Source organism: Pseudomonas sp. 22085 (assembly GCF_052045815.1).
In the GTDB taxonomy this organism is placed as follows: Bacteria; Pseudomonadota; Gammaproteobacteria; order Pseudomonadales; family Pseudomonadaceae; genus Aquipseudomonas; species Aquipseudomonas glycinae.
In genome coordinates, this window is sequence record NZ_JBQEQA010000003.1 from 305951 (window position 1) to 322092 (window position 16142).

At 63.1% G+C, this 16142-nt stretch carries 15 protein-coding genes; 11 read left to right on the forward strand and 4 right to left on the reverse strand.

Annotation, left to right across the window (positions count from 1 at the left end; translation table 11 throughout):
* Positions 1–10 precede the first annotated feature (10 nt).
* The 6 genes from ACTJK7_RS05225 to ACTJK7_RS05250 all read left to right on the forward strand — a co-directional run bounded on the left by ACTJK7_RS05225 (position 11) and on the right by ACTJK7_RS05250 (position 6704).
* Complete coding sequence (locus tag ACTJK7_RS05225; protein WP_064379224.1) at positions 11–1078, forward strand: DUF2333 family protein; 1068 nt, start codon at positions 11–13, stop codon at positions 1076–1078.
* Positions 1079–1081: 3 nt separating this feature from the next.
* Positions 1082–1639 (forward strand): NUDIX hydrolase, encoded by a 558-nt coding sequence (locus tag ACTJK7_RS05230; RefSeq protein WP_064379226.1) that lies wholly within the window; start codon positions 1082–1084, stop codon positions 1637–1639.
* Positions 1640–1826: 187 nt separating this feature from the next.
* Positions 1827–2198, forward strand: a complete 372-nt coding sequence (locus tag ACTJK7_RS05235; protein WP_064379228.1) for a translation initiation factor Sui1 — start codon at positions 1827–1829, stop codon at positions 2196–2198.
* Between the two features lie 218 nt (positions 2199–2416).
* Complete coding sequence (speA, locus tag ACTJK7_RS05240) at positions 2417–4330, forward strand: arginine decarboxylase (protein ID WP_039772053.1); 1914 nt, start codon at positions 2417–2419, stop codon at positions 4328–4330.
* A 233-nt stretch (positions 4331–4563) separates the two neighbouring features.
* Positions 4564–5913 (forward strand): type VI secretion system Vgr family protein, encoded by a 1350-nt coding sequence (locus tag ACTJK7_RS05245; protein WP_440779934.1) that lies wholly within the window; start codon positions 4564–4566, stop codon positions 5911–5913.
* Positions 5910–6704: a DUF4123 domain-containing protein gene (locus ACTJK7_RS05250; protein WP_108559427.1), complete on the forward strand. Its 795-nt coding sequence runs from the start codon at positions 5910–5912 to the stop codon at positions 6702–6704. The genes ACTJK7_RS05245 and ACTJK7_RS05250 overlap by 4 nt, the downstream gene beginning before the upstream one ends.
* 9 nt (positions 6705–6713) lie before the next feature.
* On the opposite strand, the gene ACTJK7_RS05255 is transcribed toward ACTJK7_RS05250, so the two are convergent.
* Both ACTJK7_RS05255 and ACTJK7_RS05260 read right to left on the reverse strand, forming a co-directional pair.
* Positions 6714–8063, reverse strand: coding sequence for an MATE family efflux transporter (locus tag ACTJK7_RS05255; protein WP_440779932.1), 1350 nt, complete (start codon positions 8061–8063; stop codon positions 6714–6716).
* Positions 8064–8100: 37 nt separating this feature from the next.
* Positions 8101–8394 (reverse strand): hypothetical protein, encoded by a 294-nt coding sequence (locus ACTJK7_RS05260; protein ID WP_064379237.1) that lies wholly within the window; start codon positions 8392–8394, stop codon positions 8101–8103.
* Between the two features lie 143 nt (positions 8395–8537).
* On the opposite strand from ACTJK7_RS05260, the gene ACTJK7_RS05265 reads away from it, so the two are divergent.
* From ACTJK7_RS05265 to ACTJK7_RS05285, 5 genes are all read left to right on the forward strand, one after another.
* Complete coding sequence (locus ACTJK7_RS05265) at positions 8538–8840, forward strand: MazG-like family protein (protein ID WP_440779931.1); 303 nt, start codon at positions 8538–8540, stop codon at positions 8838–8840.
* Positions 8840–9589, forward strand: coding sequence for a methyltransferase (locus ACTJK7_RS05270; RefSeq protein WP_440779929.1), 750 nt, complete (start codon positions 8840–8842; stop codon positions 9587–9589). The genes ACTJK7_RS05265 and ACTJK7_RS05270 overlap by 1 nt, the downstream gene beginning before the upstream one ends.
* 12 nt (positions 9590–9601) lie before the next feature.
* Positions 9602–10213 carry a DUF4136 domain-containing protein gene (locus tag ACTJK7_RS05275; protein WP_440779927.1) on the forward strand — a complete coding sequence of 204 codons (612 nt, stop codon included), beginning with the start codon at positions 9602–9604 and terminating at the stop codon, positions 10211–10213.
* 54 nt (positions 10214–10267) lie between these two features.
* Positions 10268–10825, forward strand: coding sequence for a DUF4136 domain-containing protein (locus ACTJK7_RS05280; RefSeq protein ID WP_007951006.1), 558 nt, complete (start codon positions 10268–10270; stop codon positions 10823–10825).
* 149 nt (positions 10826–10974) lie between these two features.
* Positions 10975–12954: a pilus assembly protein TadG-related protein gene (locus ACTJK7_RS05285; RefSeq protein ID WP_440779925.1), complete on the forward strand. Its 1980-nt coding sequence runs from the start codon at positions 10975–10977 to the stop codon at positions 12952–12954.
* Here the strand turns inward: ACTJK7_RS05285 and ACTJK7_RS05290 are convergent.
* Together ACTJK7_RS05290 and ACTJK7_RS05295 are read right to left on the reverse strand one after the other, a co-directional pair.
* Positions 12924–15689: a PAS domain-containing sensor histidine kinase gene (locus tag ACTJK7_RS05290; RefSeq protein WP_108559435.1), complete on the reverse strand. Its 2766-nt coding sequence runs from the start codon at positions 15687–15689 to the stop codon at positions 12924–12926. The two genes, ACTJK7_RS05285 and ACTJK7_RS05290, sit on opposite strands and share 31 nt — an antisense overlap.
* Positions 15686–16126 (reverse strand): TadE/TadG family type IV pilus assembly protein, encoded by a 441-nt coding sequence (locus tag ACTJK7_RS05295; RefSeq protein ID WP_440779924.1) that lies wholly within the window; start codon positions 16124–16126, stop codon positions 15686–15688. Before ACTJK7_RS05295 ends, ACTJK7_RS05290 begins: the two co-directional genes overlap by 4 nt.
* Between the last annotated feature and the right edge of the window lie 16 nt (positions 16127–16142).

The following is a 16142-nucleotide window of genomic DNA, read 5'->3' on the forward strand; positions in this document are numbered from 1 at the left end:
GGATATCGCCATGCTGGACTGGAAGAACCGCGCGGGCAGCGCGCCTGAACGTGCCGCCGAGCCCAAGTCGGCCGCCCGCAGCTATGTCGGCGGGCTGTTGTTCAGCCGGGCGCTGGCCACGCTGGTTGCCATTTATCTGTTGGTGACCATTGGCCTGGGCTGGTACTGGAGTCAGGAGCCGGCACTGTTTCCCGTCGCGCAGAACGCTCAGGTTGCCGCCGAGAAGGAAGGCAAGCAGATGGTGGTCGGCTACACCACCGTCGAAACCCTGAAAACCGTTGCCGGCACTTTGCTCGACAAGCCGGGCGGCTACATTTCCAACGACCGTTTCCCGCCGGGTCTGTGGATGGACAACATGCCGAGCTGGGAGTACGGCGTGCTGGTGCAGGTGCGCGACCTGACCCGTGCCCTGCGCAAGGACTTCGCCCGTTCGCAGTCGCAATCGGCTGAAGACGCCGACCTGGCCAAGGCCGAGCCGCGCTTTAACTTCGACAACAAGAGTTGGGTCCTGCCGTCCAGCGAGTCGGAATATCAGGAGGGCATCAATTCCCTGAGCCGTTATCAGGCGCGTCTGTCCGACCCGACCCAGAAAAACGCATTGTTCTATGCCCGCGCCGACAACCTGAACAACTGGCTGGGCGATGTCGGCACCCGTCTCGGTTCGCTGTCGCAACGCCTGTCGGCCAGTGTCGGCCGGGTCAAGCTCAACACCGCGCTGAAAACCGAAGTGCCGGCGGTGGGTGAAGTGCCGCAGGTCGACGAGGAAGTGGTCGAAACCCCGTGGATGCAGATCGACAACGTGTTCTATGAAGCCCGTGGCCAGGCGTGGGCGCTGTCGCACCTGCTGCGCGCGATCGAGGTCGATTTCGCCGACGTGCTGGCCAAGAAGAACGCGACCGTCAGCGTGCGTCAGATCATCCGTGAGCTGGAAGCTTCCCAGGAGCCGATCTGGAGCCCGATGATCCTCAACGGCAGCGGCTTCGGCGTGTTGGCCAACCACTCGCTGGTCATGGCCAACTACATTTCCCGGGCCAACGCGGCCGTGATCGATTTGCGTCAACTGCTCAATCAGGGCTGAGTCATGGACGAGAGCGCCAGAGAGGCGGCCCACCGCGCCGCCTCGGATGCCGAACAGATCGCCTGGGTCGACGAGCAGGACAACCTGCTCGGCGCCCTGGTACGTTCCGACCTGCGCGAGCGCGGGCTGATCGGCCGTGGCACCTACATCATGCTGTTCAACTCCGCCGGTGAACTCTGCGTGCATCGGCGCACGTTGAGCAAAGCCATCTATCCCGGTTACTGGGACGTGGCAGCAGGCGGCATGGTGCAGGCGCACGAGACCTACGCCGAGTCGGCGGCCCGTGAACTGGAAGAAGAGCTGGGCGTGAGTGGCGTAGAGCTGACGGCCCACGACCATTTCTACTTCGAAGACACCGGCAATCGTCTGTGGTGTTCGGCGTTTTCGGCGGTGTGGGACGGGCCGCTGATCCTGCAGCCTGAAGAAGTGCTCGAAGCGCGCTTCATTCCGGTCGAGCAGGTCATGCAGGAAATCCGGCAAAAGCCTTATTGCCCGGACTCTCTGGCAGCCTTGAAACGTTATCTGAAGGCTCAGCAAAGCAACGTCGCAAAGAACACATAAATTGGCGCCGATTGGCACTTAGCAATCGGCGTTTTTGCCGTTACACTGCGCGACCTTTTCAAGCTGCACCGGCCCGCTTTTATTGAAGAACCGGTGCAGTAGCGCTGCCCCTGCCTGAGTGGGGCTTCGCGGTCGATAGCCTTGCCCAAGGCTGCGATCAGTCTTTGTCCTCCCGAGAGGATTGCCGGTGGCCAAAAAAGCCGCATCCTTCGCCGCCCTGGGCGGCCTGGTATTTTCCACCGACGCAGGTCGTCATTGCCCGGAATGCAGCAAACCGGTGGACGCCTGTATCTGCAAGCAAACCGTGATCCCGGCCGGCGACGGCATTGCCCGCGTGCGCCGCGAGAGCAAGGGCCGTGGCGGCAAGACGGTGACCACCATCACCGGCGTGCCCCTGGCCGAAGACGCGCTCAAGGAGCTGGCGACAACGCTGAAGAAGCGTTGCGGCACCGGCGGTGCATTGAAAGACGGGGTCATCGAGATTCAGGGCGACCATGTCGAGCTGCTCCTGGCCGAGTTGGTCAAGCACGGTTTCAAAGCAAAGAAGTCCGGCGGCTAGCAGCCTCTGTGAAACCCACCGACGGCTTGATTCAGCTCCAGAGTTCCTGGTTCTGACGTCGTTTCCATGGTTTTCACAGAGCCTGTTCATGAACGGTTTCTAAACTCAACGCTGTCAGCGCGGTCTACCGCCCCGCTGACGAACCGTCATTTTCATTCTTTAGACTGCGCCGGCCTGCGATCAGGCGACGCACTATGACTTCTTTATAGGGGACTTCGATGTCCGTACGACGCACACGCAAAGACGATGGCAGCCAATGGACAGTTGCGGACAGCCGCAGTGTTTACGGGATTCGCCATTGGGGGGCCGGGTATTTCGCGATCAATGACGCCGGTCGCGTCGAAGTTCGTCCGAACGGCCCGAGCAGCTCGCCTATCGATCTGTTCGAACAAGTCGACCAGTTGCGCAAGAGCGGCTTGTCCCTGCCGCTGCTGGTACGTTTCCCCGACATCCTGCAAGACCGCGTCCGTCAGCTGACCGGCGCTTTCGATGCGAATATCGAGCGTCTGGAGTACCAGAGCAAATACACCGCGCTGTACCCGATCAAGGTCAACCAGCAGGAAGCGGTGATCGAGAACATCATCGCCACCCAGAACGTTTCCATCGGTCTGGAAGCCGGCTCCAAGCCTGAGCTGCTGGCGGTGCTGGCGCTGGCGCCGAAGGGCGGCACCATCGTCTGCAACGGTTACAAGGACCGCGAGTTCATCCGTCTGGCGCTGATGGGTCAGAAGCTCGGCCACAATGTATTCATCGTGATCGAGAAAGAATCCGAAGTCGGTCTGGTGATCGAAGAAGCCGCCTCGCTCAAGGTCAAGCCACAGGTCGGCCTGCGCGTGCGTCTGTCGTCCCTGGCGTCGTCGAAGTGGGCAGACACCGGTGGCGAGAAATCCAAGTTCGGTCTGTCGGCGGCGCAACTGTTGTCGGTAGTCGAGCGCTTCCGCGCGGCGGGCCTGGATCAGGGCATCCGCCTGCTGCACTTCCACATGGGTTCGCAGATCGCCAACCTCGCTGACTACCAGCACGGCTTCAAGGAGGCGATCCGTTACTACGGCGAGCTGCGCAATCTGGGCCTGCCAGTCGATCACATCGACGTCGGCGGCGGTCTGGGTGTGGACTACGACGGTACCCACTCGCGCAACGCCAGCTCGATCAACTACGACATGGACGACTACGCCGGTGTCGTGGTCGGCATGCTCAAGGAATTCTGCGACGCGCAGGCCTTGCCGCATCCGCACATCTTCTCCGAAAGCGGCCGTTCGCTGACTGCGCACCACGCGATGCTGGTGGTGCAGGTGACCGACGTCGAGAAACACAACGACGAAATTCCGCTGATCGAGAACAAGGAAGCCCTGCCGGAAACCGTGCAGTGGCTGGTCGATCTGCTCGGCCCAACCGATATCGAAATGGTCACCGAAACCTACTGGCGTGCCACTCACTACATGAGCGACGTGGCCGCCCAGTACGCCGACGGCAAACTGACCCTGGCCGAGAAAGCCCTGGCCGAGCAGTGCTACTTCGCCGTATGCCGTCGCCTGCACAACTCGTTGAAAGCACGTCAGCGTTCGCACCGTCAGGTGCTGGACGAACTCAACGACAAGCTGGCCGACAAGTACATCTGCAACTTCTCGGTGTTCCAGAGCCTGCCGGACACCTGGGCGATCGATCAGGTCCTGCCGATCATCCCTCTGCACCGTCTCGACGAAGAACCGCTGCGTCGCGCCGTCCTGCAAGACCTGACCTGCGACTCCGACGGCAAGATCAACCAGTACGTCGACGAGCAGAGCATCGAGACCAGCCTGCCGGTGCACGCGCTGAACGAAGGTGAAGACTACCTGCTGGGCGTGTTCCTGGTCGGTGCCTACCAGGAAATCCTGGGCGACATGCACAACCTGTTCGGTGACACCGACTCGGTGAACATCTACCAGAACGCCGATGGCAGCGTGTACCACGCCGGTATTGAAACCCACGACACCATCGAAGACATGCTGCGTTATGTGCACCTGTCGCCGGAAGAACTGATGACTCACTACCGCGACAAGTGCGCCAGTGCCCGCATCAGCGCCAGCGAGCGCACCCAGTTCCTCGATGCCTTGCGCCTGGGCCTGACTCGCTCCTCCTACCTGTCTTCCTGACGTTCAGGTTCCGATTCCACCAGATTGTCTGAAATTGTTCCGCGCACAGCGGGCATTTCAGATGATCTGGTGAGATTCTTCTTTTTAAATTCGTGAAATGGCCTTCATCCAGGCGAGCAAAGTGATGTCGTCTGCTTTTCGCGTAGGTCATTTCCGAATTTGTACTTCGGCACTCTACTCGGCCATGCCTCTCGGCGAGAATCCCCGGCCGCCCCTCCTGTAGAGAATCGCCCATGTTCGATCCAGCCTGCGAGCCGTTGTTTCGTCTCGATGTAGCGGGTCTGTCCGCTCCGCTTGAAGTCCTGGCATTCACGGGTAGCGAAGCCATCAGTGAGCCTTTTGCCTTCGAGATCGACTTGCTGCTCGATGATCCCTCCCTGGATCTCGCCAGCCTGATGTATCGCCCGGCTCGCCTGTGTTTCGGGCCTTCGGGCAACGGCGTGCACGGGCAACTGCACAGTCTTGTCCAGCATGAGCCTGGGCAGGGCGCGCGATTGTGCCGGGTGCGGCTGGGGCCACGGTTGAGCTGCCTCGGCCTGCGATATAGCCAGCGCATCTTCAGCGACCGCACGGCACCGCAGATTCTGGATCAGGTCCTGCGCGAGCATGGAATCAGCGGAGCCCGGCGCCGATTCGAACTGCAGGCCGATCATTCCCCGCAGACATTCTGCACCCAGTACGGAGAGTCGGATCTGCAACTGGTGCAGCGGTTGTGCAGGCAGGCGCGGATTCACTATCGCTTCGAGCATGGCGACAGGGGGCATTGTCTGGTGTTCGGCGATAATCCGGCCGGGCTGCCGTCAGCGCACGACTTGCGAGTCGACAGCGAAAGCAGCGCCCCGTCGTCGACCATACGGCGTTGGCTGATGAGCGAGCAGGTCGACGTGCAAGGCGAAGGATTGCAGCGTGTTCGCACGGCACAGGGGGACTCCTGTCAGGCAACCCTGCGCAGCGGTCAATGGCTGGCGTTGTCCGATCACCCTATCGCAGACGCCAACAGGCGCTGGTTGTTGACCCGGATCGAGCACCATGCGGATCAGTTGCTCGACCCGCCCTACAGCAATCGGATCTTTGCCGCCGATCATCTTCACGTGCCCCCGGTGCCCGCGCAGTGCTCGGGAAACCGCATGCGCAGTCCGCAACGCGCGTGGGTCGTGTCAGTTGCGGAGCCACAACCGGATCCCGGGCGCCCGATTGCCGTCCAGTTTGACTGGCTGTATCAGGGCGAAGGGGCGAGCCCGAGTCACTGTTGGCTGCCACTGGCCCCGGCGCTGGCCGATGCACCGTCGGCGCTGATGCTGGAAGGTCTGGAGGTTGTGGTGAGCTTTCTGGAAGGCGATCCCGAACAGCCCGTGATCAGTGGCGTCCTGCAGGCTTTGGCGCCTGCGAAATCCATTGAGCAAGAAGAGCCGTTGCCGGTGCCTGACCGCCTGGCCAGCGAAGGTCTCTCGCAATGGCTGAAGGCGGCCGAGCCGTTGTTACTGTTGTGCCTGATACCCGGAGGCGGCAGTTATCGGCACTGCGCCGCATCGGTGTGCTGTTGCCGAGTGGCCGCCGGGCTCAAAACGAGCGAAGGGCGATGAGCGTCGCGGCACCCGGACAGCGTGCGCAATGGTTGTTGCTGGACACCGCGCAGGCACAGCAGGCGTTGATCACGCTGCGTCAGGGATTCTCGGGTGTGCGCAGCATGAAACTGTTTCACGGTACGGAGTTCCAGCCGGTCGATGAGCAGGGGCCATGGCTGATCGATCTGCGCGACTTCCCCGCACTCTCGTCGCTCTGTCATGCCGACCCGCATACCTGGCAAGGGCTGCTGCTGGGCTGCGCAGCTCCGGAGCAGCGGTTGCGCGAGCACTTGCAACGGATGCTGACCGTCTCGGTGGGACTGGATCATCGTGCGCTGCTCAATTACTACAATCGCCAGACTGCCAGCTACTTTTTCGATGCCTGTGACGCCCGGCAATTGAGCTGCTGGCTCGGGCCGATAGACTGGTTGCGCTGGTTCGGCGGGACCTGGGCCGATCTGGCCGGCGGCAGTCAGGGCTGGCAGCAGCTGCGCAATCCGGGGCTGGCCGTGGAACCGCTGCGGGTCGAACAAAGCCTGACCCGCCAACAGCGCGAACGCCTGCACCGATGCCTGCTGGATCAGCATGTCTGGCGCTGGAGTCAGTCGACGGGGAACGGCTATCGGCTGATGTCTTCCTTTCAGGAGCAAGGCCTGGCGCTGGGGTTCAGCGAACAGGCGCTGCTGGACGACTGGTTGTGGCTGCGTTTGCAGCATCCGCGTGCCGAGCTGACACCGCTGCCGCAAGGTTTGACCCCACGGCAGCGGCTCGAACTGTTGCGTCGGCGCTGGCTGAACGATCCGTCGTGAAGCGCCGCTTCAGTGAGCGGCACCGTTGAACCAGCCATCGGTGCGCCGCAGCCACCACGCCAGTCCCCCGAGCGTCAGGCTGCGCAGCACCATGAACAGCAGGAATGAAATCCACAGGCCGTGATTGCCCAGACCTTGCAGCGCCCAGGCGACCGGCAGCAGCAGGATCACGGTCGCCAGCATGCCGTTGCGCATTTCCCGGGCACGGGTGGCACCGATGAACAGGCCGTCGAGCAAGTAGCTCCAGACTGCGATCAACGGCAGGACGGCCAGGTAGGGCAGGTAGATGAACGCGGTGTCGCGCACGCTCTGGATGTCGGTCTGCATTTCGATGAACAAGTGGCCGGCCAGCAGGAACAACGCGGCAAAGCCCAGGCTGGCCAGCAGCGACCATCCGCCGGCAACCACCAGCGAGCGACGCAGGGCCAGACGATCCCGGGCGCCGATGGCGTGGCCGCACAAGGCTTCGACGGCATGGGCCAGTCCGTCCAGCGCGTGGGCGGTCAACAGCAGGCCGTTGAGCAACAGCGCGTTCGCCGCGACGGTGGCATCGCCCAGTCGCGCGCCCTGCACGGTGATCAGGAAAAACACCGATTGCAGGGCCAGGCTGCGGATGAAAATGTCGCGGTTGACCGCCAGCAGCGGGCGCCAGCTCTGCCAGACCTTCAGTGCCGCCCAGGCGATGTGGCCGGGATAGGCACGAAGCGCCTTGCGGGTCATCCACAGACCGAGCAGGGCGCCGCTCCATTCGGCGATCACCGAGGCGCGGGCCGAACCGACCACGCCCCAGTCCAGGCCGATCACGAACCACAGGTTGAGCGCGATGTTGATCAGGTTGGTGCTCAGCAGAATGGCCAGCGGCGCCCGGGCGTTCTGGGTGCCGAGGAACCAGCCGACCAGCGCATAACTGGCCAGCGCCGCCGGCAACCCGAACAGGCGGGTGTGGAAGAAGTCGCGGGTCAGCTGATCCAGCTCCGCCGACGGTTGCATGAAGTGCAGCGCGACCCCGCTCAGTGGTACACCCAGCGCTCCGAGCAGCAGCGCCAGCCCCATCGCCAGCAGCAGGCCCTGAAGCAGAATCTGCCGCAAGGCCGCACCGTCGCTGCGCCCGGCGGCCTGGGCGGCAAAACCGGTGGTGCCCATGCGCAGAAAACCCATGGCCCAGGCCAGAAAGGTATACAGGCTGGCGCCAACCGCCACAGCGCCCAGTTGATGGGCGTGGGGCAGATGACCGATGACGGTGCTGTCGACCAGCGCCACCAGCGGCACGGAAATGTTGGAAAGGATCATGGGGGCGGCGAGCGCCCAGACCCGGCGGTGGGTCGGGCGGTCGCGCCAGTCGGTGATCAGGTTGGACATGCGGGCTCCTTGAGGAGCTGCATTGTAGCGGGCGGCGTCAGTGAATGATCCAGCTCAGCAGCCACAATCCCAGCAGCAACCAGATGATCCCGGCAATGATCGAGGCATTCATGAACGCGCGGATCGCCGACCACAGCAGCATCAGGCCGACGATCAGCGCGATGATGCTGATGATCGAGGTGTCCATGCCCAGCGCTCTCGACAGCCCGTCGACAAAGTTGCCTCCGGCGTTGCCCAGCAGATTGAACAGGCCGCTGAGGCCGTCGACGATGAAGCGGATGATCGAGCCGAGCGCCTGGCCCAGCCATTCGAAAAAGCTTTCTACCTGCATGTCTGTTTCCTGATGAAAGAGCTGAGCCTTGGGCCGCAGCGGGTGCGGTCGAGTTCCCTGCAAGCATAGAGGGTTTTAACGGGCGACTGGCGCTTGCCTTCGCTCGACATCCCCCCGAAGCTATACGCCTTCAGGAGAGCCCGATGAACCTTGTTGAACTGACCGAACGCCTGCACGCCATTCGCGACCGCAATGACTGGCGGCAATTTCACAGCCCGAAAAACCTGGCCATGGCCGCCAGCGTGGAAATGTCCGAACTGGTGGAAATCTTTCAGTGGCTGACCGAAGACCAGTCCCGCCAGTTGCCGACGGACAAACTCGCCCACGCCGGGCAGGAAGTCGGCGACATCGTTCTGTATCTGTTGCTGCTGTGCAGCGAGCTGGGCCTGGACATGAATGAAGTGGTGCGCAGCAAACTCGCCGACAGCGAACGGCGGTTCAGCTGATGAGCGACCGTCATTTCGATCAGTTGGCGACCCGCTTCGCCGAAAAAATCTACGGTGGCGCCAAGGGCGCGATCCGCCTCGCGGTGCTGCAGGCCGACCTCGCCGAAGCCTTGCCGGATCGTCCGTTGCGGGTTCTGGACATTGGCGGTGGCCTGGGCCACATGTCGCTATGGCTGGCCGAGCGCGGGCATGAGGTGACGTTCACCGAGCCGGCCGAACCGATGCTCGAAGGCGCACGCCAGCGCTTTGCCGAAGCCGGGCAAACCGCGACGTTCATTCAGGCGCCCTGGCAGGAACTGCTCGGCCAGCTCACCGAGCCTTACGATCTGGTGCTGTGCCATGCGGTGCTGGAGTGGCTGGCCGAACCCCACGCGATTCTGCCGGTGCTGCATCAGTTGACCAAGCCCGGCGGCTGGCTGTCGCTGGCGTTCTACAACCGCGATGCACTGATTTACCGGAACCTGCTCAAAGGCCATTTCAAGAAAATGCGCAGCAACGACATGGCCGGTGAAAAGCAGAGCCTGACGCCGCAGCAGCCACTCGATCCACGGGAACTGGCGACGCAACTCGCCGGGTTGTGGCAGGTCGAAACTCAGAGCGGGGTGCGGGTTTTCCACGATTACATGCCGGTGGAATTCCAGGCCCGCGCCGAGTTGATTGATTTGCTCGAGATGGAACTCGCCCACCGTCGTCACCCAGGCTTCGCCGGGCTTGGGCGCTACTTGCACTGGATCTGCCGGCCGATCTGATCGGAGCGAGATATGAAAGGTCATTCAGGGTTACTGCTGATCTGTCTGGGGTTGGCCGCTTGCCAGGGCAGCAACCCCTACGTAGCGCAGTCGCGACCGTTGCCGCCGGCCCCTCCGCAGGCAGCGACCACTTTCGACCGCAGCGCTTATCCCGCGCCGCCACGGGATTACGGGCGCTATCGCAGTTGGGCGTGGCTCAACGGTCAGCTGCCGCCGGGCACGGCCTGGGCGGATTCGGCGCAAGTGGCCGAAGCCGTCAGCAGTGCGCTGGATCAGCGCGGCTTGCGCCCGCTGCATGACAATCGCCCGGCCGACCTGCTGGTCAGCGCCAACCTGAGCCTGGAAACCCGCCTGCGTCAGGTGCAGGACGATTACGGTTACTACGGCGGCTATGGTGGTTATGACCGTTACGGCCGCGGTTACGGGATGTACAACACGGTGCCGATCGTGCGTACCTACCAGGAACAGGTCGTGGTGGTGCGAGTCGATCTGTTCGACGCCGGCAGTGGTCAGCCGGTCTGGAGCGCCAGCGCCGAAACCCGCACGCAAGGCAAGCAAAGTGATCGCACCGACGCGATTCGGGAGGCTGTCGAAAAGGCCATGTCGGCGTATCCTCCCGGTTAGCTTCTGGCAAATGAGAAGCTCCTCCAGGTTCATGTCTTCCACCGGAGAAAAACCATGTTCCGCCGTCTCGCTTTACTGGCTGTGGCCGCGCTGCTCAGTGCCTGCGCCGCCAACCAGGTCAACCATGACTTCGACGCCAGCCGCGACTTTGCCGCTTACCGCAGCTGGAGCTGGAAAGACCCCGCCCTGCAATACCGCCCCGACGATCCAAGGATCAAGAGCGACCTGACCGAACAGCGCATCCGTCAGGCCGTCGCCGACCAACTGGATCAGCGCGGCCTGCGCCCGGCCGCTTCGGGCGCCCGAGGTGATCTGTTTGTGCAGACCTACCTGATCGTCGAGGACCGTCAGCAACAGGTGACCACCAACTACGGCGGCGGTTGGGGCGGCCCGTGGAACGGTTACTGGGGCGCCCCGATGTACAACGAAACCCGCAACATCACCTATAAAGTAGCGACCATTCAGGTCGATCTGCTCGACGGCAAGGACGGCAAACTGGTGTGGCGCGGCAGCGACGAGCAGATGCTCAGCCGCACGCCGAATCCCGCGGATCGCAGCAATGCCATCCGCGAGACGGTGGCACGGATCCTGTCCAACTATCCACCGCGTTAATCTGTTGAAAAAGTACGGGAGCCAAATGGCTCCCGTTTTTTATGGGCGGGTAAAACTGGCGTCTTGCCAGCAGCGTTGCCTGCGCGTGTCTACACTCATACCCATCCATGGAGGTTGCGCCCGGCCGTGCGCCGGCAAAGGAGTGCGCCATGTCACGTCATTCGCAGTGCGGCGGGCCAGCCCGGCAGCGGGGAGCCATCGGCCTGATGGCGGCGCTGACCCTGGGCATGGCCCTGGTGTTCATCCTGGTGGTGGTCGACAGCGGCCGCCTGTATCTCGAGCGTCGTCACCTGCAACAGATCGCCGATGTCGCCGCCCTTGAAGCCGCGACCCGTGGCGGCAACTGCGGCGCCGGGGCCACGGCCAACGCCTATGCGCAGGCCAGCGTCGTGCGCAACAATTTCCCGATTCCCAGTGCCGGTCGAGCCTTGGCGGTCGCCTGCGGATCATTGAGTCTGGACGCCAGCAATCTGCGGGTGTTTGCCGTCAATGCCGCCAGCACCGAAGCGATCCGTGTCGTCGTCAGTCATACCGTGCCTCAGAGCTTTGCCGGTGCCATCGGTGGACTCTTCGGCGGCGCGGGCCGCAATGCAACCATCAATCTCAGCGCCACGGCAGTCGCGGCGGTGCCGCCACCATTGGCTTCCCTGACCATCCGCAGCACCGCATTGAGCGTCGATACGGGGCGGTCAGCCGTGCTCAATGCGTTGTTCGGTGGCTTGCTGGGCGGCAACCTCTCGCTCAGTGCCGCGAGCTGGAATGGCCTGGTCAACACCAATATCAATCTGCTCGGTTATCTGGACCGGTTGAAGGTCGATATCGGTCTCAGTGCCGGCGGCTACAGCGAAGTGCTCGGCAACACCATCGCCGTCAGTCAACTGGTCCAGACCGCGATCAACGTCCTCGACCCCAACGGCACCCTGAGTGCCACGGCAACCATCCTCGGCTTGCAGGCGATCAAGGCAGCGGCCGGTGCGACCCAAGTGGTGCTGGGCAACCTGCTGAAGGTACAGGCCGGCACCCAGGCCACGGCACTGGCGGTGGACGTGCGGGCGTTCGATCTGATTCAGGGCTTCGTGCAACTGGCCAACAAGCAGAACGGCCTGGTGGCCAACCAGACGATCAACCTTGGCGTGGCACAAATTACCGCGAGCGTGCAGGTGCTGGAGCCGCCGCAATTGTCGGCTATCGGTAACCCTCGGCTGGCAGCCGCCAACCCCTTGGGGCCGAACCGGATTTATGTGAAGACCGCGCAGGTGCGAACGCTGTTATCGGTCAATCTGCCTTTGCTGGATACGATTCTGTCGCTGGTCAACGCCGTGGCCGATCTCGCCGGGCCGCTGACCAATACGCTCAATGCCCTGCTCAGCCTGAATCTGGTGGGGGTGATCGATTCGCTGACGTGCGCGCTCGGTGCGCCCTGCCAGACACCGTCGATCGAGGTGCTGCCCGGGCCGATTCGTCTCGACGTGGCGCTGGATGTGGCGGCGGCCAACAGCTACGTCACTGCATTCAGTTGCCTGACGCCGACCAACAAGACCCTGACCACCAACACCACGACTTCAGTCGCCAACCTGAAAATCGGCCGGATGGATCCGGCAGCGGTGTTCGGCAATAACGTCACGCCGCCGGCCGTGGTGGTGCAGCCGTTGAAGGTGATCGATATCGGCGTGAAGACCTGCCGACGCTTCCTGGTGCTGCCGGTCAGCTGCGATCCGCGCATCCCTTCCGTCGGTGGCGGGCTCGACATCTCGGCTGACACCACCGTCGGCCAGAACGCCAACATCCCCCATGTCTACTCCGCACCGCCGGCTGCCAGTCTGCCGGAGATCAACCAGCCGCCGTTCTATTACAGCTACAGCACCGGCAACGTGGTCAGCAGCCTGAGCGACACCCTGAACAACCTCAACCTCAACATGCATGGCCCGACGGGCAGTCTGGTCAGTGGATTGGGGGCGATTCTGAGCTCCGTGAAGACCTTGCTGGTGACCACCATCAATACGGTGCTCAGTCCGCTGCTCGACACTCTGATCAATACCTTATTGATGGCCCTGGGGATCAACCTCAATCAGGTCGATGTCGGCGCTAATCTCAGTTGTCAGTCGGGGCGGGCGACGCTGGTGATCTGATCGTCGAGGGCGATCGGCAATTCGATGCAGAACCGGGCGCCGTCGTCGCCGTTGCGCACGCTCAGGCGTCCGCCCATGTTCTCGACGATGCCGTAACTCACCGACAAGCCCAGGCCAGTGCCGACGCCCACCGGTTTGGTGGTGAAGAACGGCTCGAAAATCCGCTCCAGCAAACGCGGATCGATGCCGCCGCCGTTGTCCTCGACCCACAGCCGCACCACGTGTTCGTCGTGTTCGGCATGCACGGCAATCCACGGCTGGAAGTCGCGATTGGATTCACGTTTGCTCAACAGCGCGTCCCGGGCGTTGACCATCAGGTTGATCAACACCTGTTCCAATTGATCGACGTACCCGCGCACCTGCAGCTGGAAGTTCGCCTCGCCGATTCGTAGCTCTACGCCTTTGCCGCGCAGACCTTCGGACAGCAACGACAAGGTGCCTTCGATGGCATCGAGCGGGTTGAACGGGTGCTGTTCGATTTCCGAGCGACGGCCGAACACCCGCATATGATCGACCACCCGCGCCGCTCGCTGGACCTGAGTGTCGATACGGTTGAGTTTGTCGGTCAGGTAATCGATCTGCACATCGCCGTTGCCCAGGCGTTTGAGCACGTTGACGATGGCCATGCGCATCACGTTCAGCGGCTGATTGATCTCGTGGGCCAGCCCCGTGGCCATCTCGCCGAGGGTGGCCATTTTTGCGCTCTGGGTCAGTTGCTGCTGCGAACGCCGGACCTCGGTGTTGTCACGGCCCACGGCCTGGATTTCGAGTAAACGGCCCTGTTCATCGAACACCCCGCGATCCGACCAGATCCACCACGCATGTTCGCGCCCCGGCAGGCGCAGGTTGATTTCGGCACTGCTCACCGGCGCGTCCGGAGTCAGTTGCGCCAGGCGCTGGACGAAGGCCTCGCGTTGTTCGTCCGACATCCAGCTGCCCAGATTCACCCCCGGCAGTTGCTCCGGGGCGCACTCCAGATACATCGCCAGTGGCCGGTTGCCGAAGGTCAGGGTCAGGTCGGGGCGATAGCGGCAGATCATGGCCGGCGAATCTTCCACGAGGATGCGATAGCGTTCTTCGCTGGTCTTGATCCGCTCGGCGGCGAGGGTCGAGTCGGTAACGTCCAGCCACAGCCCGACAGCCTCCACTGGCAGACCGAGATCGTCGCGTAACAGTTTGGCTTCGTCGAGCAGCCAGTGGGTGTTGCCCTGGGTGTCGAGCATCCGGTAGCGCGTGCTCACCGAACCTTCGCGCAACAACTGCCGGGTGCGTTCGAAATACGCCGCGCGATCGTCGGGATGGACATGATTCACCAGCGCACCGTCGGCGCAGTCGGCAAGGCTCCAGCCCAGCAATGGTTGCAGGCTGGCGCTGAAAAACGTCGGCTGCAGCGCGCCCTCGACATAGCGCTGCACGTAGATCACCGCTGGCGCGCTGGCGATCAGGTTGTCCAGTCGCGCATGGGCAGCGGCGGCCTGCTGTTGCTGGTTCTTGATGTCGCTGATGTCGAGCATGAAGCCTACGAGACGCCGCTCGGCGCCGATGCCCAGTGACTGGCCCTGCAGGCGGAACCACTGCGGTTGCGCTTGATCAACGGGTTGCAGGCGCACGCACAGCTCCAGTGCCTGACCTTCGTCCTGCAAGGCTTGCAGGCGGCTGCGCAGTTCTTCGCGGTCGGCCGGGTGCACCCGGGCGAACCAGGCCTGAATCGGCAGGCGCCCGGCGCTCAAGCCGAGGCTGACGGCAAGCGCATCGGCGAGCAGCACTTCCGCGCTGTCGCTGAACACCTCCCACCAACCGGTGCCGAGCAGGCTTTGCAGGATTTCCAGACGTTCCAGCTGCAAGTGGTGACGATGTTCACGCAGGCGTTCCAGCAGCGGCGCGGCGACGGCGGCGGCCAGTTGCAGCCAGTCGTGATCGCTCAACTCGGCGGTGTGTGGCTGCGCGCTGAAACAGCCGAAGAGCAACCATGCCGCCACGCCATGGGCATCGCGGTAAGGCACGGCAAACCCTTCGGCGGGGCCGAACACGCTGCTCAGTCGTGGATGCTCGGCGGGCAGCACGCGTTGCGGTGCGGCGCCGTTAAGGCTGTCGAGTCCGGTACCCAGACGCTGCGCCATATCCCACAGTCGCGGGGCGTGGGGTGCGCTGTAATGCTGATGAATCTGCCAGCCCTGGGCCGCTTCATCCAGCAGTGCCACGGCGATGCAAGGCACCTGAAAACGCTGGCTCAGGCACTGCAACTGTTCGCCCAGCACATGCGGCAGGCGCGCCAGGCTACAGAGCCGCAAGTGGTCGCGGATGTGTGCGGCGAGCCACTGGCATTGTTCGCGACTGCGCGCCTGCTGCCTTTCGCTCAGCAGGTCACCGATGTCCAGCAATTGCAGGATCCAGCCATTCCCCTGCGGCTGCACCCAGCCGCGCAAGTGCAGCGGCGGACCGGCGAGGCTGAAAAAATCCAGATCGAGCGGTTGCCCTTGCCAGTCGGCCGGAGCTCCTTCGACCGCCAGCGCGCTGTGGGGCAGCAGGTAATCGAGCAGATGCGGCGTGCGAGTGGCGGACAGTTGTTGCGCCAGCACATGGCGCAGCGGTCCGGTCAGGTGGATGACCTGGCCTTCGCCATCCAGATGCAGCTGCAAACCGACGCTGGATACCGCGGGGTTGTCCATGACCGCTGGCGGTGTGGACGTTTGACGATTGAGCAGGCGGTTGAACAGCTTGTCACCGGAACTCAAAAATGCAGGCTCGAGCTGGCGGTCAGGTTGGCCGGCAGATTGGGCACCGCCCCGATACCGGGCAAGATCAGAAACGGTAACGCCTGATTGAGCTTGTTGGTCGGGTAGTTGATGCGCACCGTCAGCAGGCCGCCCACGTAGGTCACTGTCGCGTCAGTGGCTGCGTTGAAGTTCAGCGCCGGCGGCAGCCACGCCAGGCGTCGGGCCAGTTCGGCGCGTGCCACGTTCTGGATCGCGGTGGCGTAGTTGGCGGTCGCCGGATCCAGCGCCACGCCACGCCGCACCGCTTCGGACGTCGACTGGGTGAAGGCCTGCATCAGCAACATCGGCAGGCTGTAGCTCACGATCCCGTAAAACACGGCAAAGAAGATGACGAACACCAAGGCGAATTCGATGGCGGCGGCGCCTTTTTGCTTGCGGGGGAGGCCGGTTTTCATGAGTGCGTCTACCCTG